Origin of the sequence: Chthonobacter rhizosphaerae (genome assembly GCF_013839525.1) — a bacterium.
GTDB classification, from domain to species: Bacteria; Pseudomonadota; Alphaproteobacteria; order Rhizobiales; family Pleomorphomonadaceae; genus Chthonobacter; species Chthonobacter rhizosphaerae.
Window position 1 is genome coordinate 89,202 of record NZ_JACDIS010000013.1, and the last position, 21,435, is coordinate 110,636.

A 21,435-nucleotide genomic window follows, 5' to 3' on the forward strand; every position below is an offset into this window, starting at 1 on the left:
CTTCCGGGACGGGATCCCATGCCTATCTAGAGGCGGCCCGCCCTTCCCCATCGTCGGGGCGGGCCACCCATCCAGACGAGCGCCGCGGTCCGCGGCGCATCCCCTGACAGCGAGGACGGGGCTTAGAGCCCCGAAGCGGCCATGGCACGGCAAGACCAGAACGACGCCTTCGCGCTGACGTCCTTCCTCTACGGCGGCAACGCCGCCTACATCGAGGATCTCTACGCCCGCTACGAGGCGGACCCGAACGCGGTCGACGCGGAGTGGCGCGACTTCTTCCAGGGTCTCGGCGAGAGCCGGGAGAGCGTGGAGAGGAACGCCAAGGGCGCGCCCTGGAAGCGGCCAGACTGGCCGATCTCGCCGAACGGCGAGCTCGTGTCCGCGCTCGACGGCAACTGGGGCGAGGTCCAGAAAAAGGTCGGCGACCGGATCAAGGAGAAGTCGGCCGAGAAGGGCGCCGGGCTGACCGAGGCGCAGGTGCAGCAGGCGACGCGCGACAGCGTGCGCGCCCTGATGATGATCCGCGCCTACCGCATGCGCGGCCATCTGCACGCCAACCTGGACCCGCTGAACCTCGCCAAGAAGGTCAACCCGGACGAGCTGCACCCGGCCTCCTTCGGCTTCACCGAAGCCGACATGGACCGGCGCATCTTCATCGACAACGTGCTCGGCCTGGAGTTCGCCACGCCGCGCCAGATGGTCGACATCCTGCAGCGCACCTATTGCTCCACCATGGGCGTGGAGTTCATGCACATCTCCGACCCGGCCGAGAAGGCCTGGATCCAGGAGCGCATCGAGGGGCCGGACAAGCAGATCAGCTTCACCAAGGAAGGCAAGCGCGCCATCCTGAACAAGCTGATCGAGGCCGAGGGCTTCGAGAAGTTCATCGACGTCAAGTACACCGGCACCAAGCGCTTCGGCCTCGACGGCGGCGAGGCGCTGATCCCGGCGCTGGAGCAGATCATCAAGCGCGGCGGCAACCTGGGCGTCCGCGAGATCGTGGTCGGCATGGCCCACCGCGGTCGCCTCAACGTGCTCACCCAGGTGATGGGCAAGCCCCACCGGGCGCTCTTCCACGAGTTCAAGGGCGGCTCCTTCGCGCCCGACGACGTGGAAGGCTCCGGCGACGTGAAGTACCACCTCGGCGCCTCGTCGGACCGCGAGTTCGACGGCAACAAGGTGCACCTGTCGCTGACACCGAACCCGTCGCACCTGGAGATCGTCGATCCGGTGGTGCTCGGCAAGGTGCGCGCCAAGCAGGACCAGCTCGCCACCGTGTGGGAAGGCGACATCATCCCGCTGCGTGAGCGCGCCAAGGTGCTGCCGCTGCTCCTTCACGGCGACGCGGCCTTCGCCGGACAGGGCGTGGTGGCCGAGTGCTTCGGCCTTTCCGGCCTGCGCGGGCACCGGACCGCGGGCTCCATCCACTTCATCATCAACAACCAGATCGGCTTCACGACCAACCCGCACTTCTCCCGGTCGTCGCCCTATCCGTCCGACGTCGCCAAGATGATCGAGGCGCCGATCTTCCACGTGAACGGCGACGATCCGGAGGCGGTCACCTACGCCGCCAAGGTGGCGATCGAGTTCCGGCAGAAGTTCCACAAGCCGGTGGTGGTGGACATGATCTGCTACCGCCGCTTCGGCCACAACGAGGGCGACGAGCCGGGCTTCACGCAGCCGATCATGTACCGGACGATCCGCAGCCATCCGTCGACGCTGCAGATCTATTCGGACGCGCTGATCAAGGAGGGCGTGGTCACCGCCGAGGAGGTGGAGGCCATGAAGGCGGATTGGCGGGCGAGGCTCGACGTGGAGTTCGACGCCGGCCAGAGCTACAAGCCGAACAAGGCCGACTGGCTGGACGGCGTGTGGTCCGGCCTCAAGGTGGCGGACAGCTTCGACGAGCAGCGGCGCGGCCAGTCCGGCGTCAACCTGGAAACCCTGCGCGAGATCGGCCGCAAGCTGAGCGCGGTGCCGGAAGGGTTCCGGGTGCACCGGACGATCCAGCGCTTCCTCGACGCCCGCTCCAAGGCGATCGAGACCGGCGAGGGCATCGACTGGGCGACCGCCGAGGCGCTGGCCTTCGGGTCGCTGCTCATCGGCGGCCACAAGGTGCGCCTGTCCGGGCAGGACGTGGAGCGCGGCACCTTCAGCCAGCGCCACTCCGTGCTCTACGACCAGGAGACCGAGGAGCGCTACATCCCGCTCACCAACCTGGCGCCCGGCCAGGCCCGCTACGAGGTCATCAACTCGATGCTCTCGGAGGAGGCGGTGCTCGGCTTCGAGTACGGCTACTCGCTGGCCCGGCCGAACGCCCTGACGCTCTGGGAGGCCCAGTTCGGCGACTTCGCCAACGGCGCGCAGGTGGTGTTCGACCAGTTCCTGTCCGCCGGCGAGCGCAAGTGGCTGCGCATGTCCGGCCTCGTCTGCCTGCTGCCGCACGGCTACGAAGGCCAGGGCCCCGAGCACTCGTCCGCCCGCCTGGAGCGCTTCCTCCAGATGTGCGCCGAGGACAACATGCAGGTCGCCAACTGCACGACGCCGTCCAACTACTTCCACATCCTGCGTCGGCAGCTGACCCGCGACTTCCGCAAGCCGCTGATCCTGATGACGCCGAAGTCGCTGCTCCGTCACAAGCGGGCGGTGTCGCGGCTGGACGAGATGGGGGCGGACACCTCCTTCCACCGGCTCCTGTGGGACGACGCCCAGTCGAACCCGGCGTCGTCGACGGTGAAGCTGGTGGAGGACGCCAGGATCCGGCGCGTGGTGCTGTGCACCGGCAAGGTCTACTATGACCTGTTCGAGGAGCGCGAGAAGCGCGGCATCGACGACATCTACCTCCTGCGCGTCGAGCAGCTCTATCCGTTCCCGGCGAAGGCGCTGGTGGCCGAGCTGTCGCGCTTCAAGGGGGCGGAGGTCGTCTGGTGCCAGGAGGAGCCGAAGAACATGGGCTCCTGGACCTTCATCGAGCCCTACATCGAATGGGTGCTGAAGCAGATCGGCGCCAAGGTCACCCGGCCCCGCTACGCCGGCCGCGCGCCGTCCGCCGCCACGGCCACGGGCCTAATGTCGAAGCACCTCGCGCAGCTCGCCGCCTTCCTGGAGGAGGCGCTCGGCTGATCCCCCGGGGAGCCGCCCGCCCGGCGGCTCCCGCCCTCCCCCATCCTGCATTCCCATCCGAACGACAGAGACGAGCACCCCCATGGCGACGGAGATCCGCGTTCCGACTCTCGGCGAGTCCGTGACAGAGGCCACGATCGGCCGCTGGTTCAAGAAGGCTGGCGAGGCGGTCAAGGCCGACGAGCCGGTCGTGGAGCTGGAGACCGACAAGGTCACCATCGAGGTCCCGGCGCCGGCCGCGGGTGTGCTCGCCGAAATCCTGGTCGCGGACGGCGAGACCGTGGGCGTCGGCGCCCTGCTCGGGTCGATCGGCGAAGGCTCCGGGGCCGCCGCCGCCGCGCCGTCGCCCGCTCCGGCCGCCGCGCCCAAGCCGGCGCCCGCCGCTCCCGCTGCGGCGCCCAGCGCGCCCGCCTCCGCCATGCCGCCGGCGCCCTCCGCCGCCAAGCTGATGGCCGACAGCGGCATCAACCTCGACGCGGGCTCCGGCCGGCGCGGCCAGGTGCTGAAGGAGGACGTGCTCGCCGCCATGTCGGGCGGCGCGGCCGCCAAGGCTCCCGCCCCGGCGCCCGTGCAGGCGCCGCGCCCGGCCTCCGTCGCCGACGACGCTGCCCGCGAGGAGCGGGTGAAGATGACCAAGCTGCGCCAGACGATCGCCCGGCGCCTCAAGGACGCGCAGAACACCGCCGCCATGCTGACGACCTTCAACGAGGTCGACATGACGAACGTGATGGCGCTGCGCAACGCCTACAAGGACCTGTTCGAGAAGAAGCACGGCACCAAGCTCGGCTTCATGGGCTTCTTCGTGAAGGCCTGCATCCAGGCGCTGAAGGAGCTGCCGGCGGTCAATGCCGAGATCGACGGCCAGGACATCATCTACAAGAACTACTACCACGTCGGCATCGCGGTCGGCACCGACAAGGGCCTCGTGGTGCCGGTGGTCCGCGACGCCGACCAGATGTCGCTCGCCGGCATCGAGAAGACCATCGCGGGCTACGGCAAGCGCGCCCGCGACGGCCAGCTGAAGATCGAGGAGATGCAGGGCGGCACCTTCACGATCACCAACGGCGGCGTCTACGGCTCGCTCATGTCGACGCCGATCCTGAACGCTCCGCAGTCGGGCATTCTCGGCATGCACAAGATCCAGGAGCGGCCGATGGTCGTCGGCGGCAAGATCGAGATCCGGCCGATGATGTACCTGGCGCTCTCCTACGACCACCGCATCGTGGACGGCAAGGAAGCGGTGACCTTCCTGGTCCGCGTCAAGGAGAGCCTGGAGGATCCCCAGCGCCTCGTGCTGGATCTCTGAAAAAGGCCCGAGGGCACGCGGCCGGCGCCCCCGTCGGTCGCCGGCCGGCGCGGTCCGCCTCGCCGGTTGAACCGAACATCGAAAAGGGTATCGATCCCCCATGTCCTACGACCTGATCGTCATCGGAACCGGCCCCGGCGGCTACGTGTGCGCCATCCGGGCGGCCCAGCTGGGCCTGAAGGTGGCCGTGGTTGAGAAGCGCGGCACCCATGGGGGCACCTGCCTCAACGTGGGCTGCATCCCGTCGAAGGCGCTGCTGCACGCCTCCGAACTGTTCGAGGAGGCCGCGAACGGCTTCAAGAAGCTCGGCATCGACGTCGGCACGCCGAAGCTCGACCTGCCGGCCATGATGGCCCACAAGGACACGACGGTGAAGTCGAACGTCCAGGGCATCGACTACCTCCTCAAGAAGAACAAGATCGAGCCCTTCCTCGGCGCCGGCCGCATCCTCGCCCCCGGCAAGGTGGAAGTGACCCTGAACGACGGTTCCGGGGCCAAGGTGCTGGAGACCAGGGCGATCGTCATCGCCACCGGGTCGGACGTGGCGACGCTGCCGGGCATCGAGATCGACGAGAAGTCGGTGGTCTCCTCCACGGGCGCCATCGCGCTGGAGGCCGTGCCGGACCACCTGGTGGTGATCGGCGCCGGCGTGATCGGCCTGGAGCTCGGCTCGGTCTGGGCCCGGCTCGGCGCCAAGGTGACCGTGCTCGAATATCTGGACCGCATCCTGCCGGGCATGGACGGCGAGGTCGCCAAGCAGTTCCAGCGCATGCTGGAGAAGCAGGGCTTCGCGTTCAAGCTCGGCCAGAAGGTGACCAGCGTCGCGCCGGCCGGCAACGGCCCGGTGACGGTGACCTACGAGCCGGCGGCGGGCGGCGCCGCCGAGACGCTGGCGGCCGACGTGGTGCTGGTGGCCGTCGGCCGTCGCGCCTACACGGACGGCCTCGGCCTCGACGAGGTTGGCGTGGAACGGGACAACCGCGGCCGCGTGGTGACCGACAGCCGCTACAGGACCAACGTCGAAGGCATTTACGCCATCGGGGACGTGATCGTCGGCCCCATGCTCGCCCACAAGGCCGAGGACGAGGGCGTCGCCCTCGCCGAGATCCTGGCCGGCCAGCACGGGCACGTGAACTACGGCGTCATCCCGGGCGTGGTCTACACCATGCCGGAGGTGGCGGCGGTGGGCCAGACCGAGGAGGAGCTGAAGGCGGCCGGCATCGAGTACCGCTCCGGCAAGTTCCCGTTCACGGCGAACGGCCGCGCCAAGGCGACGCTCCACACGGACGGCTTCGTGAAGGTGCTGGCGGACGCCAAGACCGACCGGGTGCTCGGGGTCCACATCGTCGGCGCCGGCGCCGGCGACCTCATCCACGAGGCGGCGGTGCTGATGGAGTTCGGCGGCTCGTCCGAGGACCTCGCCCGCACCTGCCACGCCCACCCGACCATGTCGGAGGCCGTGAAGGAAGCCGCGCTCGCGGTGGACAAGCGCCCGATCCACATCTGACCGGTGGCGCCGGGCGCCCCGGGGGCAACCCGCCCCACGCCGGCCACCGGCCGCAGGCGACAGGAGGAAAGCCCGGAGCGATCCGGGCTTTCGGCTTTTCGCCGCTCGCCTTACTGGCGGGCGGTCTCGGCCGTGGCGTCGGCGGCCGGAGCGATCGTCGTCGCGGGCGTCGCCGCGGTGGCGGTCGGCGGCACCAGCGGCTTCTGCAGGGTGGCGACCTGCACCGACTCGGCCGGCACGGTGGACGCCATCGTCATCTGGGACTTCATGCACTCGGCCGCGGCAAGCCCGGTGGACAGGGCCAGCACGGCGCCTGTGGTCACGAACAGCTTCGTCATCGAACGATCTCCTCGTTTGCCTCTTGGGCGCTCCCCCGCCCGGCACGGAGGCTAGCAGCGGTCGGGCCGATCGTCGAACACAGGTTTTCGTGATCGCCCCTCAGGCCCGCCGCTCCAGGAGGGTGAAGAGGCCGATCCCGCCGAGGACGAGGGCGGTGCCGGCTTGGTCGACCGGCGTCACCGTCTCGCCCAGGATGGCGACCGCGAGCGCGAGGGTCGCGACGGGGCTCAAGGTGCTGATCACCGCGTTCGCCTGCGCCGAGATCCGCGACAGCGAGGCGCTGAGAAGATAGGCGGGAAGCACCGTGCCGCCGACCGCGAGGCCGAGCGCGATCCAGAGGCTCGGGCCGGAGACCATCAGGGCCTCCACCGGGCGGGTCGCGGCGAACTGGACGAGAAGGCCGGCACTCGCCGCCGTCATGGCGACGGAGGTGAAGAGCGGCGCGCCCATGCGGCGGATCAGCGGCTTGGCGAGAAGCTGGTAGAGCGCGAAGGCGATGGCCGAGACCAGCACCCAGGCCGTCCCGACCGCGATCGCCGACCCGGCGGCCGCGTAGTCCTTCACGAAGATGAGCGCGAGGCCGACGTAGCTCACCCCGAAGGCGACGAGCGCGATCGGTCGGACCGGCTGGCCGAAGACGGCCGCGCCGAAAAGGACCACGAACAGCGGATAGGTGAAGAGGATCAGCCGCTCGAACTGGGGCGACAGGGTCTCCAGGCCGACGAAGTCGGTGTAGCTCGCAAGCCAGTAGCCGAGCATGCCGACCGCGGCCGCCGCCCCGAGATCGGCCATGGAGGGGCGCGACCCGCCGGACCGGGCGGCGACCCAGAGGCCGACCGCCAGGAAGACCGGCACGGAGAAGAGCATCCGCAGCGCAAGGAGCGTGATCGCGTCGAGCCCTTCCGCATAGCCGAGCTTGATGAAGATGCCCTTGGTGGAGAAGAGCATCGCGCTCGACGACGCGAGGGCGAAGCCGAGGAGGGACACGGCGGGACGCCGCGGTTCGGAGGAGGCGGACGAGAGCGTCATGCTGGCCTTATCGGCCGGAGGGGGTCGCGCGGCGGGGCGGGCATGGCCGGCGGTTCGGGCGGTCGTGGGTAGCATGCGCCCGCCGGTCGCCGCAACGGGCGGCGCGGCGGCGCGACTCGCGTGTTCATCCGGCGCGCGGGTGCGCCTTTTCCCAGGCGGCCACGAGGCGGGACTGGTCGACCGCCGTATACATCTGGGTGGTGCCGAGATTGGCGTGGCCGAGGAGATCCTGGATCGTCCTGAGGTCGCCGCCGGCGCCGAGCAGATGGGTGGCGAACGAGTGCCTGAGGGCATGCGGGGTGGCCGTCTCCGGCAGGCCGAGGGCGCCGCGCAGGCGCTGCATGGACAGCTGCACGAGCCGGGGCCGCAAGGGCCCGCCCTTGGCGCCGCGGAAGAGCGGCTCGTCCGGCCCGGGCCGGAAGGGCGAAAGCGCCAGGTAGGTGGCGATCATGGCCCTCACCGGCGCCAGCATCGGCACCATCCGGGTCTTGCCGCCCTTGCCGACCACCCGCATCGGACCGCCCTCCAGGGGCGGCAGGTCGGCCGGGGTGAGCGAGAGCGCCTCGGAGACGCGCAGGCCCGCCCCGTAGAGGAGGCCGAGCACGGCCGCGTCGCGGGCCGCGATCCAGGGCTCCTCGGCCAGCTGGCGGTCCGGATCGACCACCGCGAGGGCGTCCTCGATCCCGAGCGGCTTCGGCAGGCGGCGGGGCGTCTTCGGCGTCCTCACCGCCGAGACGGCAGCGCTGGAGGCCTGCCCGTTCCGCTCCATGTGGCGGATCAGCGACCGCACGCCCGCGAGCCCGCGCGCCAGGGTGGCGGTTGAGACGCCGTCGCGCCGGCGGGCGGCCAGGAACGCCCGGAAGTCCGCAGGTCTGAGGCCGTTCAGGTCGGCGATCGTGGGTGGCCCGCCCAGATGGCGGGTGAGGAAGCGGACGAACTGCTCCACGTCCCGGCCATAGGCTTCCACGGTCTTCGGCGACATGCGCCGGATCTGGCCGAGCGCGGCGGTCCAGCCCGCGACGGCGGCGGCCAGGTCCGGCGCCATGATGAGGAGGAGAGTGTCGTCGGTCACGGGATCCCTGCCAGGCTCGAGCCCTGTACCGAGGGTCGCCCGGAATGCTGAACGATGGCTGAACGGCGGTCTCAGGGCCGGTTCAGGGCCGGCCCGCTACAACCGGTGTCATGAAGCCGCGAGGGGCGTTCCGCCCGCGACGGCAGCCTGACGATCGAGGATGCATGCCATGATCAACTCGTTCCGCCTCCGCCTGATCGCCGGCGCCCTTGCGGGCGCGGTGCTCGCAACGGCGATCCCGTCCCCCGCGTCGGCCGGCGAGGCGTCGCTCGTCATCACCGTGGACCACCGCAACTGGCAGGACCGCGGCTGGGACGACCGGCGCTGGGACGATCGGGACTGGAGAGACCGGGACTGGCGCGACGACCGCCCCCGTTGGGACCGGCCGCACCGGGACCGCCGCTGGAAGCGGCACCGCGACCGGTTCGTGGAGATCTGCGAGCCGGTCTGGAAGGTGCGGAAGTCCTACGACCGCTACGGCCGGGTGGACAAGGTCGTCCGCGTGCGGGTCGACGAATGCCGGCTCGTCCGGCGCTGACGGATCCAGCCCCCGTCGGCCGATCGGCTCGCCCGCCGCGCCGATCCGTCCGGACGAGAACGGCCCCGCCGTCAAGGGACGGTGGGGCCGTTCTCACTGGACGCTCACTCGGACTCGTTCGCGTTCTCGGCGTTGAGGAGGCCGTAGCGCTCTTCGCCCAGCTTGTCGAGAAGAGCGATCTGCGTTTCCAGGAAGTCGATGTGGCCCTCCTCGTCCTTCAGGAGCTCCTCGAAGATGTTCATGGAGACGTAGTCGCCTTCGCTGTGGCACACGTCGCGGGAGATCTTGTAGGACGTCCGGGCGTCGTACTCGCCGGCGAGATCGGCTTCGAGCACCTCCCGGAGGGTCTGGCCGATGCGCAGCGGCGCCAGGGTCTGCAGATTCGGGTGGCCTTCCAGGAAGATGATGCGCGCCACCAGCCGGTCGGCGTGGTGCATCTCCTCGATCGACTCCGCGCGCTCCTTCTTGGCGAGCTTGGCGTAGCCCCAATCCTCCAGAAGACGATAATGCAGCCAATACTGGTTGACCGCGCCCAGCTCCAGAAACAATGCTTCGTTCAGTCGCTCGAGGACCTTGGCACTGCCCTTCATCTAGCTCTCCCGGCAAGATCGCTTGTAGATGGCCGGGAGCCTAAACAGTGTGTCGGGCAGGCGCAACCGGCAAACCGCCCGACGGTCCGCGCCAAAGTCGAAAGAAGCGTCAGGCGCTCCGCCGAAGCTTGATCACGGTTGCGGTGGCCGGGACGCCGGGCGCTTCGGCCGGTTCGCGCGAGGGCGACCGCGCCGGCAGGTCGCCGGCTGTCCGGCGGCTCGCCACGCGGTCCTCGATCACGCGGACCGCGTTCGGAAAGCAGCCGCAGCATCGGCCGCGCTTGCCGAGCGTCATGTAGACGAGGCCGGGGGTGATCACCCGCCAGGGGTCGGCGTCGAAAAGCTCGTCCACCACGCTGTGGATGTCCGCGAGCGTGATGACGTTGCAGTGGCAGACAATCATGCGGCGCCTCCGTCGCGCGTGGGCGACCGGGTGCAGCTGTCGAAAGGCGTCATGCTCAAGTCCTCAGTCCGAAGGTCAAGGCTCCGGGGAAGATTTGAACTTGAGTATGGTCCGCCACTTTTCGGGCGTCAAGCGGCCCGGGAGGATCCGGGCACCGGATCGGGATTGGTGCGGATCCGCCGGGCTCGGGTCTGGTGCGGTCAGTAGAAGCTCGTCCGACGGCGGAACAGGCCGCCGTCGATCTCCCGCTGGCGGCGCTCCAGGTCCAGTCGGTCGATCGCTTCGTCGAGATAGGCCCGTTCCGGGTCGAAGGTCACGAAGCGGGTCCAGGCGCGCTGCGCCTTTTTGACGGGTCCAAACATGGCTTTTGCCTTTCTGCACGGTGATGTCGTCAAGATAAGCCGACGAGGCGCCCCCGTGCAGACCGTTTTGCTGCATCGCAGCAATGCGCGTAATACATACCATCCAGCAGATCCGGACCTTAACACCACTTTAACGCATACCTGGGTGGTGGCCACGACCTCGCGCGCCGTGCGCCGGATGCTGACGGCGGCGGTGCGTCACGCGCTGCGCGCCGACCGGCTCTCGGCAGGCGAGCGGCGCGGACCTTCGACTGAGAGCTCGGCCGCCGGAGACGGCTGGCCGACGTGGTCGCCTTCCGCCAGATCGCAGCCCGTCGTCGCGGCGACCGCCGCTAGGTCGCCCTCGTCGATGCCGCAGGCGACCACCTGGAGACCGAGGCGGTGCGCCAGGTCCACAAGGGTGGTCAGCACCATGGCCGACCGGACCCCGCGCGCGCCGGCGACGAGGCCCGCATCGAGCTTCAGGATGTCCACCGGACACGACACCAGGCGCTCCAGGCCCCGCGGGCTGGCGCCGAACCCGGCGATCGCGACCCGCGCGCCGAGGGCCCTGATCCTCTGGAGCGTGGCCTCGATCGCGGGATCCTCCTCGGCGCGCACATGGGCGTCGTCCACGTCGATGACCAGCCGGTCCGGCGTGACGCCGGCGGCCGCGCAGGCGGCTACCAAGCGCTCCTCCAGAGTGCCGTGCCCGAGGTCCGCCCGGGACACGGCGAGGCTCACGCGGGCGGGTCCGCCGCCGGCCCGGTCCCAGGCGGCGAGGTCGGCCGTGACGGATGAGAGCAGGTGATCCGTGACGCGGATCGCGTTCCGGCAGTCCTTCAGGCCGTCGACGAGGTCGGCGACGCGCTCGCTGCCCTCCGGGGCGAGGATCCGGGCCTCCGCCGAAAGGCCGGCGATGCGACCGTCCGGGAGAGCCGCGACCGGCCTGTACCAGGTGACGACGCGCTGGTCGGACAGGGCTTCGTCCAGCCGGCGCACCTCGGTCATGCGCCGGGCGATGCGGGTGCGCAGGTCCGGTCGATAACCCACGTAGCCGCCCCGGACGCTTTCCTTCGCGTGGTAGAGGGCGAAATCCGCGTTCTGCCGCAGCGCCTCGATGGAAGAGCCGGGACCGGCGACCGCGCCGCCGATCGACACCTGGGCGCGAAGGCTGTGGCCGGCGAACTCCAGCGCCGGGCTCATGGCGGCGAGGATGCGCGCGGCCAGGTGGTGAAGATCCGGATCGCTCGCCCGTCCGGGCACCAGGACCGCGAACTCGTCGCCGCCGAGCCGCGCCGGAACGCCGGCGTCGCCGACCGCCAGGGCGAGGCGGGCCGCCACCGTGCCGATCAGCGCGTCGCCCGCCGCGTGGCCGAGGCTGTCGTTCACCGCCTTCAGGTGATCCACGTCCATCATCAGGAGACCGGCGCCCTCGCCACCGGTCAGGTCCTTGAGCAGGCTCTCGAACCGGAACCGGTTGGCAAGGCCGGTCAGCGTGTCCTGGTTGGCGGCCGCCCAGAGGCGGGCCTCGGCCAGATGGCGCTCGGTGATGTCCTGGAAGGTGCCGAACAGTCTCACGGGACCGTCCTCGCCCCATTCCGCCTCGCCCACGAGCCGCACCCATTTGCGGGTGCCCGCGCGGGTGTGGATCTCGAACTCCTCGTCGAAGGTGGTGCCGTGCCGGATGGCCGTCCGAAGCCGGTCGACGAGCCGCTCCCGATGGCCGCGATCGTAGAAGCTGCAGGCAAGCTCGAGGTCGACCGGGATGCCGACCGGCATGTCGCAAATCCGGTAGATCTCGTCCGACCAGGTCAGGAGATCCGCGGCGGGGTCGTATTCCCAGCCGCCGAGGCGCGCCAGGGTCTCGGTCTGGCGGAACTGCCGCTCCCGCCGCTCCAGATCGCGGCTCTGAGCCGCGAACCGGGCCTGCTGGACCGAGGCTTCGGCGGCGAGCCGGGCGGCGTCCTTGGCGAGGCGGTGCCCTTCCAGAAGCCCGACCGCGACGGCGCCGTAGGCCTCCAGACGGCCGAGATCGGCGGGGCCGAGCCGGCGAGGCCGGTGGTCGAGGATGCAGAGGGTGCCGATCGGGACGCCGCCGCCGGCGTTCAGCGGAATGCCGGCGTAGAACCGGAAATCGTCCGCGCCGGCGGTCGCCGCGAGCGCGCGAAACCGCGGGTCGGCGCGGACGTCCTCCACCACGACCGGCGCATGTCCGGTCAGGGTGCGGGAGCAGAAGGCGTGTTCGCGCGACAGGAACGGCAGCGCGATCCCGCACCGGGCCGCCAGTCGGAGCCGATCTCCCTCGGCGAGGCTGACGAACGCGACCGGCACCCGGAAGGCCGCGCGGACAACCCGGACCAAAGCGTCGAGCGACGCCGACGGCGGACCGTCCAGGAGCCCGGTCGCCCTTGCGCCCGCAAGGCGCTGCTCCTCCTCAGGCGGCGTCAGCCCCATGAAACCAGTCTCCGCCGCGCCGCCGGATCGGCGACGCCGAGGAAGACGGAAGCGCGCCCGGCTAAAAATATGATGAATACAGAACTTAGGGTTTTACCGCCCTCACCGGCTCGCCTCTCGCAATCGGGCCCTCGGTCTGGCGCGCCGGCGCGCGGGGAGCCCGGAGCGCCGCAGAAGATCCCTGTGGAACGATCCGAGGAAGCTGCGGTTGACTCGGGGCTTTCGCAAGGAGGATCACCATGGCAGCCAAGACCAAGACTTTGGAAGACGCCTTCTATGAAACCCTGAAGGATGTCTACTACGCGGAGAAGAATTCGGTCCGCAATCTGAAGAAGTCCGCCAAGTCCGCCCAGTCGGAAGACCTGAAGGCGGCGTTCCAGACCCACGCCGACGAGAGCCAGGGCCAGGTGGAGCGGCTGGAGCGGGTGTTCGAGATCATCGGCAAGGCGTCCCGGTCCAAGACCTGCGAAGCCATGCAGGGCCTGACGGCGGAGATGCAGGAGGACCTGGAAGACTTCGAAGGGTCTCCGGCCGCCGACGCCGTGCTCATCGGCGCCGCGCAGGCGATCGAACACTATGAGATCGCCCGCTACGGCACCCTGAAGACCTGGGCCGCCCAGCTCGGAATGGACGACGCCGCCAGACTGCTGGACGAGACGCTCCAGGAGGAGAAGAAGACCGACGAGTTGCTGACCCAGATCGCCGGCAAGATCAACGCTCTCGGCGAGGGCGGCGGCGAAGAGGGCAAGCGCGCGTCCGGCGGCTCCCGCGGGAAGTGACCGGCCCGGCCGGTCTCGATCGACACGGAAGAACGGCCGTCGCCCTTGGGGCGGCGGCCGCTTTTCTTGCAGGTCCAGGCGCCGGGCGGCGCGCCGGATGGTCAAGTGGCGGTGGCGGTCCGGATCGGGTCGCGGACGCCGCAGCGCCATTTGGTCATGCGCCATTTCGGGTGGCTTTCCAGCCAGTCTCGGGCGGCCTGCTGGCCGAGGAGCGCGCAGGCCATCATGGGGCCATCGAACGGCTGGGTCTCGACGCGGCAGTCGGCGGGGGCGGTCAGAAGACAGAAAGTAAAGGCGATTTCGACGAACATGGGATCACCTCGCGGGGGCCGGCGGGGTGGGGATGGAGTGTGCCGCCGGCGATGGATCCACTGTCGCCGCGCGCGGGCGGAGCGGCTGTGACGGCGGTCACGATCGACCGGCCGAACGGCAGGGGACGGCGGTTCGGGCGGGGCGATCGTGACGGCGGTCACGATCGGGGACGCGACCGGACGAACCGCAGCGGACCGCAATTCCCATGTGACGACGCTCACAGAACCCGGGGCCGATCGCAGGCAGTGTTGACCCATCGCCGGACGAACCAAGACATCGGCGACGCGGACCAACCCTCAACACTGACCTGACGGAGACTTATCATGTTCGAAGACTGGCGCTCCTCTTTCGGCACCGACCTCAACCAGGGCTACAACAGCGCGGACGTCTATGCCGGCAACGGTATCGGCAACGACATCGGCGGCACCGTGATGGCGCTCGCCGACCAGGACGTCGGCGACCAGGGCCTCGATCTCGCCGGCTTCTTCGGCGGCCCCCTCGTCGGCGACATCGACATCAACATCGGCGTCAACACGGCGAATGTCGTGGTCGGAAACGGCGCTTTCAACGACATAGGGGGCGACGTGATTGCCGCCGCGACCCAGACTGTCGGCGACACCGAGGGCTTGCTCGGCCTCTGAGCCTGGGCCGGGAGCGTCGCCGGGACTTGCGGCGCTCCCTCGCTCTCCCCGCCTCCCGCCCCGTCCCGCGGAGACATTGTCTTATCCCCCTTTTCGACGCCTCCTCCCCTTGTCCTCCCTTCCAGACCGCCTCCGCCCTCCCCTCCCCGGGAGGGCGTTTCTTTTCGTCGCCGACGACAAAGAGGGGGGCGGGAGGAAAGACGGGCGCCGGAGGGTCTCCCCGGTCCTGTCGTCCCCCGGTCCGCGGACGCGCAAATGCCCGCGGCCCGGGTAGGCCGCGGGGCGGGGACAGGTGCGGATGGCGGAGCGGTCGGGCCGTCCGCCTCAGAACGGGCCGAGGCCGCCGTCGCCGGCGAGGGCGGTCTGGCTTCCGAGCGCCGAGACGTCGCCGCCGACCAGGATCGAGCCGCCGTTCGCGGCGTCGAAGATGACGGACGTGTTCTGGATCAGGGTGTTCTGGATCACGTTGAAGATGTCGATGTCGAGCGTGTCGATGAAGAGATTCACCACCGGCGGGGGCGTCTCGCCCTCGCCCGGATCGCCGCCGTCGCCCAGTCCGCCGCCCCCGAGGATGGACAGGAAGCCGCCGGCGTCCTCCCAGGCGGCGGGGCCCCAGCCGAGGTCGTCCGCGGGTGGCAGACCGGCGGCGGCGGCGGACGGCGCGGCCGGCGCGGCGGGCTCCGCCGGGCCGGAGTCCCTGGGGACATCGGGCATCGGGGTGTCTGGCGTCTGAGTACCGGGCCCGGGAGCATCGTCCGGGCGGGGCGCCCCGATCTCCAGGCCGAAGCGGCCCGGCCCCGCGTCCGGGCGATCGTCGTTCTGACGGATGCCGGCGCGGCCAAAGCCGGCGTCATCTCCGGACGACCGACCGGGACGGTCGTCGTCGTCGAAACCGGATCTTGAAAAGCGTGCCATGGTGCTCGGCCCTTTCTCGTTTCCGCGCACCGGTCCGGCCGGAAGGGTCCGGCCGGAGGGCGGGTCGACCGGTCCTAGCGCGCCGGGCCGGGCGGGACCGTGACGGAGGTCACGGAAGCGGCCGTCAGTGGCGGACGCGCCGCACGGCGCGGCGGGCGCGGGCGAGGAACTGCAGCCGCTCGACCGCGGCCGGGATTTCGAGCGCGAGCGATTCCACGAGGTCCAGCGGGTCCACGATCCGGCGGGACTGCCGCTCCACCAGCATCCGGGCGACCGGCCCGATGTGGACGGTGAGCGCCTGGACGAGATCGTCCACCACGTCGTCAGGCAGCACGAAGGCGGCGCGGGCGAGATCGATCGGGGCGGTCGCCTCGAGCGTCTCGTCCGCCTGGAGGGCGTGCGGCGGCGGCGGGTGGTCCGGAACGACCAGCGGGGTCGCTTCCGGGAGGGATACGACGGCCGGGCCGGCGGCCGGCGTCGCCGCCGGGCCGCCGGTTGGGATCGCCGCCGGAATGGCGGCCGGGATCGTGGCCGGATCGACCGGAGCGGGCAGGACGGCGGCGGATCCGCTCGCGGGCAGGAGGACGAGCGGGGCGGCGGGCGGCAGCGCGAGCGGCGGCGGGCCGTCCGGTCCGCCCGAGTGGGTCGGGGCGGCGGCGGCGTCGATCGCGGCAGGAAAATGGTGCGCGGCTTCGGCCGGCGGCGGCGCTTCGGGACGCGGACCGGGGCCGGACGGAGACGACGGCTGAGGCCACGATGGGATCACGGGACCGGACGCCGGCGCGGATGGTGGAGCCGACTGGGGAGGAAAAGCCGGCGGAGGCGGAACCGCGCGCGGCTGGGACGGCGCCGGCACAGATGCGACCGCCTCCGGAGGGATCATCTCCGCCGGACGGAAAGCCGGCTCGGGACGCGGGACCGCCTGCGGAACGGCGGTTGCCGCCGCGGACGACAGCGCTTCCGCGGCTTTGACGGTCTCCGGGGGAGGACGCGGCCAGGGCTCGCGCATCGGGTCGGGTGGCGGCTCGGGCGACGGCGCCGGGATCGGGTCGAGGCCCGAGGCCGGCGGGAGCGGGGCGTCGCCCGTCGCGGCGCTCCCGGGGCCGGCGTGCTCGCGGCCCGCGAACCCGGCGGCGCCGGATCGGCCGGGGTCGGGATCGGCGTCCGTGTCGGTCGGGCCGTGGACGTCGGCGCGCCGGGCCGGCGCCATGGTGACGTCGAGCGGGCTGCCGGCGAGATCGAGGCGCGTGCCCGGGCGGGGCGTCGACACGCTGAAGATGGCGACCCGGCGCGGGCTGTGCTTCAGGCCGACGACGCCGCGCTCGGTGAAGTCGGCGCTGATCCGCGGCGCGACCGCCTCCATGACGGCGGCCGAGACCAGGATGCCGCCCGGATCGGCCAGGCTTTCCAGGCGCGACGCGATGACGAGAGCCTCGCCGAAGGGCAGGTCGTCCTGGAACAGGACCTCGCCGAGATGGACGCCGACGCGCAGCCGCAGAGCGTCGAGCCCCGGCGCCGCCGCGAGGCGCGCCTGGGTTTCGAGCGCGCAGCGCACCGCGTCGACCGCGCTTTCGAAGAGGGCGAAGATGCCGTCTCCCGGCAGGCCGAACAGCCAGCCGCCGTGGATGGCGAGCTCCTCCCGGGCGATGCGGCGGGTGACCCAGAGGGCCTCCAGCGTGCTCGTCTCGTCGACCGAGACGAGGCCGCCGAAATTCGCCACGTCGGCCGCCATCACGGCCCGCAGACGGCGACGCCGCGAGCTGCCCTGCCCCCCGGTGGATGGCGGCGCATGGTCCATCGGATCCACTGCTCAAACCGGCCGTTCAGCCCTGGCCCCGGTCGCCCGGCTGGGCGCGCGATGCCAGAAACGCCGCCCTATCTTGCTCGCTGGGGATGAACTCGGCAAGGCGACGGTAGAAGTCGTCCCGGCCGACCGCCTTCTCGGCCTGCCGGTTGACGAGCACGGAGGCGACCGGCCCGATGACCGGCAGGAGGCGGGCGGTGACGGCGGTGATCTCCGCCTGGGAGATGGCCGCCACGGCGGGCAGGCCGCCGGCCATGACGGGGGTCGCCTGGAGCACGCGGCCGGCGGCGGCCCGGAAGGCGACCGCGTCGGTTTCCGTGCGGATGTGCTCGTTGAGGAGGCCCACGAAGGTGTCGATGTCCGTGGCCTTCTCGGACGCCTGCCGGACCAGCAGCCGGGCGATCGGGCCGAGCCAGCGGGCGAGCGTCTTGGAGAGCGCGTCGATGGTGTCGGGGGCGAGCACCTCCGCCATGGTCTGGTTGAGGCCCGGGCGCGTGGTTCCGGCGCCCTCCCGGGCGGGCTGGTGGGAGAGGGCCGTGAGGTCGAGCGGCATCACATTGTCGGCCGGCCGGGACTCGATGGCGATGTTGAGGGCGTCGATGAAGTGGTCCGCGGTCGGGAAGCGGTCCTCCGGATTGCGGGCGAGCGCCTTCTGGACCACCGCGTCGAGCTCCGGCCAGAGGTCCGGCCGGACCGAGCGCAGGGACGGGGGCGCCGTCTCCATGAGCAGGCGCACCAGTTCGGCGAGATCCGCCGCCACGTACGGCTTGGCTCCGGTGAGGAGCTGGAACAGGATGATGCCGGCGGAGAAGAGGTCCGACCGGGCGTCGGCGGGCCGGCCGAGGAAGCGCTCCGGCGCCATGTAGTTGGGCGTGCCGACCGGGCCGCCGTAGCCGGGCCGGGTGAGGTCGAGGGCGTCCAGGTGGGCGACCCCGAAGTCCGACACCTTGATGGAGGAGGCGGACGGGCAGAGGATGTTGGCCGGCTTCACGTCGCGGTGAATGACGCCCTTCGAATGGGCGTAGCCGAGGGCGAACAGGAGCTGGGCCATGATCTCGCCCACCTGCCGGACCGGCGGCAAAGCGCCCCGCTTCAGCACGTTGTCGAGCGTGCCGGCGTTGACATATTCCATCACGATGTAGGGCGCGCCGTCGTGCTCCACGAAATCGAACACGGTGACGATGTTCGGGTGGAGGCAGCGGCCGGCGGACCGGGCCTCCACGGCGAACCGGCGCAGCAGGTCGCCGTTCTCGTTGATCTCGGCGAGGAATTCCGGCCGGAGTGTCTTGATGGCGAGCGGCCGGTCGATGTGCTCGTCGTAGCCCTTGTAGACGACGCCGATCGCGCCGCGACCGATCACATGATCGATCCGGTACTTGCCGACCCGCGCCGGCACCGCCTCGGCACCGGATGGAGGAGCGCCCCCTGCCCCTCGCCTCTCCCCGCCCGCACCCATCACGACCCTTCCCCGTCAGGCCGGCCGCTCCGGCGGCCGGCGCTTCTCATTTCTCCAGCATCTTCATCGCGCTATCGAGGCTGCGCCGCATCCGGTTGAAGGACCGGGACAGGGACGCGATCTCGTCGGCGCCGGGATATTCGAACTCCGGCACAGAGGCGTCGCCCATGCTGACCGCCTCGGCGGCCTTCGCCATCCTGAGCACCGGGCTGATCACGTAGCGGTTGAGGAGCACGTTGAGGAGCAGGAGGAGCAGGAGGAAGATGGCGCTGGCGGTGCCGACGAAGAGCGCCAGGTTGCGCCAGATCCGGCCCTCCGCGACGCTCATGGGCACGGAGAAGATCTGCGCCCCGATGGTCTCGCCGAGCTTCCAGCCGAACCCGCCCTTCGGCCCGTAGAGGGCCACCATGGAGGCCGGCGCCTTGTCGGGCGTGGAGTGGCAGGCGAGGCAGGACTCGCTGCGGATCGTCAGCGGGTAGGTCACCGTGTAGTAGGTGCCGGCGTCGGTCTGACGGAAACTCACGTCCTTCTCAAGGTCCGGCGCCGCGCGGAGCTTCTCGATCAGCTCCTGCTCCCAGGGCTCGGCGAGGTCGGCCGGATTGGTCGGGTTGAGGGCCGCCTCCTTGTAGAAGAATTCCGGATAGTGTTCCCGGAAGTTCCGGAAGGCGGTCTGCGCCGAGAAGGACGGAACGGTCTGCGGCAGGAATTGGATTGTCGAGAAGTCGGCGAGCAGCGGCTGGATCTCTTCGGATGTGTATTTCCGGATCGCGAGCGCCTGCGCGCGCAGAACATTGATCTGCGACTGAAGTTGCTCTACGACTTCCTGACGCGAGATATAGTAGAATGGGAAAACGGATACGCCCAGACCGAGCAGATAGCAGACGATCAGAACGACATTGAATTTAAGCCGCAACCCCATGTAAAGTCTCCCGACACTCTCACCGTTGGCCTGAACAGCGGACTGCCACTACGAGAGTGTAACTCAAGGTCGGGAGCATCGCCATGAATTTCGGCGTGACAGGAATCTGGGGCGACCGGTCCTATCTTTTCCTCTCCTTGTCATCGAAATTGGTGATGACATCTTTCAAGTTTGCGATCTTGACGTTCGCTGTGCTTGTCACAACGCTCACGTTCATGGTTAATAATGCGTATGCGGCACCATCCCGGGTCGCATTGGTGCTGGCGGTGGAGGAGTATCCGGCGCTGCAGGCCTCGCCTGTCGGCACCAAGCGGGCGGCGGCGATCAGCGAGGCGCTGACGGGCCTCGGCTTCCAGGTGATCGAGAGCGCCAACCCCGGGAACGCCACCGCGCGCGCCAAGCTGCGGGAGTTCGCCGAAGCCTCGGACGGGGCCGAGATGGCGATCGCGGTCCTTCTCGGCCACGGCACCACGTGGTCGGGCCAGTCCTTCTTCCTGCCCGCCAACACCGACATCGGCCGGCCGACGGACCTCCTGTCCCGGGCCCTCTCGGTCGGCAACGTCGCCCAGATCGCCGGGCGGGCGAAGGCGGGGGGCGTGTTCTACCTGGCGACCACGCCCCGGTTCGCGACGCCCGTGCAAGGCCTGGAGGTGCGCCCGCAAGTGGCCGCGCCGGGGCAGAACGGCGTCGTCGTCCTGTCGGCCTCCCCGTCGGTTCCGGTGTCGCAGCTCGACCTGGCGGCCGAAAAGGCCGCGGACGCGCTGATCGAGGCGCTGCGCGCGCCGCAGCCGACGCTCGCCGGAGTGGCGGCCGCCGTGGCCGGCGACGGCCGCGGGGCGGTGATCGGGACGGCGCCGGACGTGCCGCTGGAGGCCACCGAGCCGGTGGAAGCGGAGGCGCCGGCGCCGGTGGCGACCGTCGCGCCCGATCCGCCCCCCACCGCGGCGGACGACGGGATGCTGGAGGCCGAGCGGCTGGCGCGGGAGCGGGCCGAGACGGAGGCGGAGGCCGAGCGCGGGCGCGCCGAGGAGGCGCGGCTCGCCGCCGAGAAGGCGCAGGCCGACGTGGAGCGCGCCCAGGCGGAGGCCCGCAAGGCCCAGGCCGACGCCGAGAAGGCGCAGGCGGACGCCCGCAAGGCCCAGGCCGACGCGGCGCGCGCGCTGGCCGAGGCGGAGCGCACCAAGGCGGAGGCGTTGCAGAACGCCGCCCGCTCGCAGGTCGCCTCCACGGACGCCACGGGCGCCCTGCCCGGGCCGATCGACGAGCGCGAGCTCGGCCGGTGGCAGCGCCAGCAGATCCAGCAGAAGCTGCGCGGCCTCGGCCTCTACACCGGGCCGATCGACTCCATCATGGGGCCGCTCACCCGCGAGGCGATCATGGGCTTCCAGAAGAGCCGGCAGGCGGCCGTGACCGGCTACCTGACGGCCGACCAGTATGACGCGCTGCTGGCGAGCGGCGAGTGACGGCGGGCGTGACGCCCGTCACGGACCGGGAGCCGGCGGACGGGCATGGTGCCGACCAGACGCATTCGTCAGGAGGACACCATGTTCATCGCCGCATCCCATGGCCTCGCCTTCGACTACGAGGTGATCGAGCATCCGGAGGGCTATCTGGTCCGCATGCGCGACCTGGAGACGGGCGAGGCCGACGACGACGGCGCCACCCTGTTCCGGACCGCGACCGCCGCCTTCCGGTACGCCGACCTTGCGGCGAGCGTCGACCGCTCGCTCGATCCGGCCGAGGCGGCCGAGGCGGACGTGGCCGGCGAACGGGCCCGCTACGCGACCGCGGTGGCGACCCTCGGCGACGGCGGCGTGCCGCTGTCGGTGCTGGACGCCCATCGCCAGGCGGAGGACGCGGCCCGGCGGCGGCGGCTCCACTGACGGACGACGCAAGGGCGCGGG

The 21,435-nt window shown here is 70.7% G+C and carries 20 protein-coding genes; 8 read left to right on the forward strand and 12 right to left on the reverse strand.

The genetic code is table 11. From position 1 onward, the window contains the following. Window positions 1–141: 141 nt before the first annotated feature. The 3 genes from HND91_RS19265 to lpdA all read left to right on the forward strand — a co-directional run bounded on the left by HND91_RS19265 (window position 142) and on the right by lpdA (window position 5,936). A complete protein-coding gene (locus HND91_RS19265; RefSeq protein ID WP_181708232.1) occupies window positions 142–3,123 on the forward strand; it encodes a 2-oxoglutarate dehydrogenase E1 component in 2,982 nt (993 codons plus the stop codon). 82 nt (window positions 3,124–3,205) lie between these two features. Beyond that, window positions 3,206–4,429: a 2-oxoglutarate dehydrogenase complex dihydrolipoyllysine-residue succinyltransferase gene (gene odhB / locus HND91_RS19270; RefSeq protein ID WP_181708233.1), complete on the forward strand. Its 1,224-nt coding sequence runs from the start codon at window positions 3,206–3,208 to the stop codon at window positions 4,427–4,429. Between the two features lie 100 nt (window positions 4,430–4,529). Beyond that, the gene (gene lpdA, locus HND91_RS19275; RefSeq protein WP_181708234.1) at window positions 4,530–5,936 is read left to right on the forward strand and encodes a dihydrolipoyl dehydrogenase; all 1,407 of its coding nucleotides are present in this window, start codon (window positions 4,530–4,532) and stop codon (window positions 5,934–5,936) included. 110 nt (window positions 5,937–6,046) lie between these two features. On the opposite strand, the gene HND91_RS19280 is transcribed toward lpdA, so the two are convergent. The 3 genes from HND91_RS19280 to HND91_RS19290 form a co-directional block, all read right to left on the reverse strand. Continuing rightward, on the reverse strand, window positions 6,047–6,274 hold the full coding sequence (locus HND91_RS19280; RefSeq protein ID WP_181708235.1) for a hypothetical protein: 228 nt from the start codon (window positions 6,272–6,274) through the stop codon (window positions 6,047–6,049). Between the two features lie 100 nt (window positions 6,275–6,374). After that, window positions 6,375–7,304, reverse strand: coding sequence for a DMT family transporter (locus HND91_RS19285; RefSeq protein WP_181708236.1), 930 nt, complete (start codon window positions 7,302–7,304; stop codon window positions 6,375–6,377). Between the two features lie 124 nt (window positions 7,305–7,428). Then, on the reverse strand, window positions 7,429–8,376 hold the full coding sequence (locus HND91_RS19290) for a tyrosine recombinase XerC (RefSeq protein WP_425485495.1): 948 nt from the start codon (window positions 8,374–8,376) through the stop codon (window positions 7,429–7,431). Window positions 8,377–8,545: 169 nt separating this feature from the next. Here HND91_RS19290 and HND91_RS19295 point away from each other — a divergent pair, with 169 nt between their 5' ends. After that, a complete protein-coding gene (locus tag HND91_RS19295; protein WP_181708237.1) occupies window positions 8,546–8,914 on the forward strand; it encodes a hypothetical protein in 369 nt (122 codons plus the stop codon). A 104-nt stretch (window positions 8,915–9,018) separates the two neighbouring features. Here the strand turns inward: HND91_RS19295 and bfr are convergent, their stop codons facing one another. The 4 genes from bfr to HND91_RS19315 all read right to left on the reverse strand — a co-directional run bounded on the left by bfr (window position 9,019) and on the right by HND91_RS19315 (window position 12,705). Further along, window positions 9,019–9,504 carry a bacterioferritin gene (bfr, locus tag HND91_RS19300; RefSeq protein ID WP_181708238.1) on the reverse strand — a complete coding sequence of 162 codons (486 nt, stop codon included), beginning with the start codon at window positions 9,502–9,504 and terminating at the stop codon, window positions 9,019–9,021. Between the two features lie 109 nt (window positions 9,505–9,613). Further along, complete coding sequence (locus HND91_RS19305; RefSeq protein WP_181708239.1) at window positions 9,614–9,907, reverse strand: (2Fe-2S)-binding protein; 294 nt, start codon at window positions 9,905–9,907, stop codon at window positions 9,614–9,616. A gap of 200 nt (window positions 9,908–10,107) precedes the next feature. Continuing rightward, the gene (locus tag HND91_RS19310) at window positions 10,108–10,269 is read right to left on the reverse strand and encodes a DUF3563 domain-containing protein (protein ID WP_181708240.1); all 162 of its coding nucleotides are present in this window, start codon (window positions 10,267–10,269) and stop codon (window positions 10,108–10,110) included. A 198-nt stretch (window positions 10,270–10,467) separates the two neighbouring features. Further along, entirely contained in the window at window positions 10,468–12,705 is a 2,238-nt protein-coding gene (locus HND91_RS19315; protein ID WP_181708241.1) for an EAL domain-containing protein, read from the reverse strand. A 239-nt stretch (window positions 12,706–12,944) separates the two neighbouring features. On the opposite strand from HND91_RS19315, the gene HND91_RS19320 reads away from it, so the two are divergent. Further along, window positions 12,945–13,484, forward strand: coding sequence for a YciE/YciF ferroxidase family protein (locus tag HND91_RS19320; protein WP_181708242.1), 540 nt, complete (start codon window positions 12,945–12,947; stop codon window positions 13,482–13,484). A 101-nt stretch (window positions 13,485–13,585) separates the two neighbouring features. Here HND91_RS19320 and HND91_RS19325 read toward each other — a convergent pair whose 3' ends face one another. Next, complete coding sequence (locus tag HND91_RS19325) at window positions 13,586–13,795, reverse strand: hypothetical protein (protein WP_181708243.1); 210 nt, start codon at window positions 13,793–13,795, stop codon at window positions 13,586–13,588. Window positions 13,796–14,119: 324 nt separating this feature from the next. Between HND91_RS19325 and HND91_RS19330 the strand changes: the two genes are divergently transcribed. Then, window positions 14,120–14,437 (forward strand): hypothetical protein, encoded by a 318-nt coding sequence (locus HND91_RS19330; RefSeq protein ID WP_181708244.1) that lies wholly within the window; start codon window positions 14,120–14,122, stop codon window positions 14,435–14,437. Between the two features lie 324 nt (window positions 14,438–14,761). On the opposite strand, the gene HND91_RS19335 is transcribed toward HND91_RS19330, so the two are convergent. The 4 genes from HND91_RS19335 to HND91_RS19350 form a co-directional block, all read right to left on the reverse strand. Continuing rightward, window positions 14,762–15,151, reverse strand: a complete 390-nt coding sequence (locus tag HND91_RS19335) for a hypothetical protein (protein ID WP_181708245.1) — start codon at window positions 15,149–15,151, stop codon at window positions 14,762–14,764. Between the two features lie 325 nt (window positions 15,152–15,476). Then, complete coding sequence (locus HND91_RS19340) at window positions 15,477–17,084, reverse strand: adenylate/guanylate cyclase domain-containing protein (protein WP_181708246.1); 1,608 nt, start codon at window positions 17,082–17,084, stop codon at window positions 15,477–15,479. Window positions 17,085–17,175: 91 nt separating this feature from the next. Next, a complete protein-coding gene (locus HND91_RS19345) occupies window positions 17,176–18,552 on the reverse strand; it encodes a protein kinase domain-containing protein (protein ID WP_181708247.1) in 1,377 nt (458 codons plus the stop codon). A 106-nt stretch (window positions 18,553–18,658) separates the two neighbouring features. Beyond that, a complete protein-coding gene (locus tag HND91_RS19350; protein WP_181708248.1) occupies window positions 18,659–19,531 on the reverse strand; it encodes a c-type heme family protein in 873 nt (290 codons plus the stop codon). Between the two features lie 215 nt (window positions 19,532–19,746). Here HND91_RS19350 and HND91_RS19355 point away from each other — a divergent pair, with 215 nt between their 5' ends. Beyond that, window positions 19,747–20,994 (forward strand): peptidoglycan-binding protein, encoded by a 1,248-nt coding sequence (locus tag HND91_RS19355; protein ID WP_181708249.1) that lies wholly within the window; start codon window positions 19,747–19,749, stop codon window positions 20,992–20,994. Between the two features lie 81 nt (window positions 20,995–21,075). Continuing rightward, window positions 21,076–21,414 carry a hypothetical protein gene (locus tag HND91_RS19360; RefSeq protein WP_181708250.1) on the forward strand — a complete coding sequence of 113 codons (339 nt, stop codon included), beginning with the start codon at window positions 21,076–21,078 and terminating at the stop codon, window positions 21,412–21,414. Window positions 21,415–21,435 lie beyond the last annotated feature (21 nt).

Coding starts and splice junctions, on each gene's coding strand:
- HND91_RS19360 (WP_181708250.1), top strand. CDS start 21,076: ATGTTCATCGCCGCATCCCATGGCCTCGCCTTCGACTACGAGGTGATC.
- lpdA (WP_181708234.1), top strand. CDS start 4,530: ATGTCCTACGACCTGATCGTCATCGGAACCGGCCCCGGCGGCTACGTG.
- HND91_RS19265 (WP_181708232.1), top strand. CDS start 142: ATGGCACGGCAAGACCAGAACGACGCCTTCGCGCTGACGTCCTTCCTC.
- HND91_RS19350 (WP_181708248.1), bottom strand. CDS start 19,531: ATGGGGTTGCGGCTTAAATTCAATGTCGTTCTGATCGTCTGCTATCTG.
- odhB (WP_181708233.1), top strand. CDS start 3,206: ATGGCGACGGAGATCCGCGTTCCGACTCTCGGCGAGTCCGTGACAGAG.
- bfr (WP_181708238.1), bottom strand. CDS start 9,504: ATGAAGGGCAGTGCCAAGGTCCTCGAGCGACTGAACGAAGCATTGTTT.
- HND91_RS19285 (WP_181708236.1), bottom strand. CDS start 7,304: ATGACGCTCTCGTCCGCCTCCTCCGAACCGCGGCGTCCCGCCGTGTCC.
- HND91_RS19305 (WP_181708239.1), bottom strand. CDS start 9,907: ATGATTGTCTGCCACTGCAACGTCATCACGCTCGCGGACATCCACAGC.
- HND91_RS19280 (WP_181708235.1), bottom strand. CDS start 6,274: ATGACGAAGCTGTTCGTGACCACAGGCGCCGTGCTGGCCCTGTCCACC.
- HND91_RS19330 (WP_181708244.1), top strand. CDS start 14,120: ATGTTCGAAGACTGGCGCTCCTCTTTCGGCACCGACCTCAACCAGGGC.
- HND91_RS19295 (WP_181708237.1), top strand. CDS start 8,546: ATGATCAACTCGTTCCGCCTCCGCCTGATCGCCGGCGCCCTTGCGGGC.
- HND91_RS19340 (WP_181708246.1), bottom strand. CDS start 17,084: ATGGCGGCCGACGTGGCGAATTTCGGCGGCCTCGTCTCGGTCGACGAG.
- HND91_RS19315 (WP_181708241.1), bottom strand. CDS start 12,705: ATGGGGCTGACGCCGCCTGAGGAGGAGCAGCGCCTTGCGGGCGCAAGG.
- HND91_RS19310 (WP_181708240.1), bottom strand. CDS start 10,269: ATGTTTGGACCCGTCAAAAAGGCGCAGCGCGCCTGGACCCGCTTCGTG.
- HND91_RS19355 (WP_181708249.1), top strand. CDS start 19,747: ATGGTTAATAATGCGTATGCGGCACCATCCCGGGTCGCATTGGTGCTG.
- HND91_RS19320 (WP_181708242.1), top strand. CDS start 12,945: ATGGCAGCCAAGACCAAGACTTTGGAAGACGCCTTCTATGAAACCCTG.
- HND91_RS19325 (WP_181708243.1), bottom strand. CDS start 13,795: ATGTTCGTCGAAATCGCCTTTACTTTCTGTCTTCTGACCGCCCCCGCC.
- HND91_RS19335 (WP_181708245.1), bottom strand. CDS start 15,151: ATGCCCGATGTCCCCAGGGACTCCGGCCCGGCGGAGCCCGCCGCGCCG.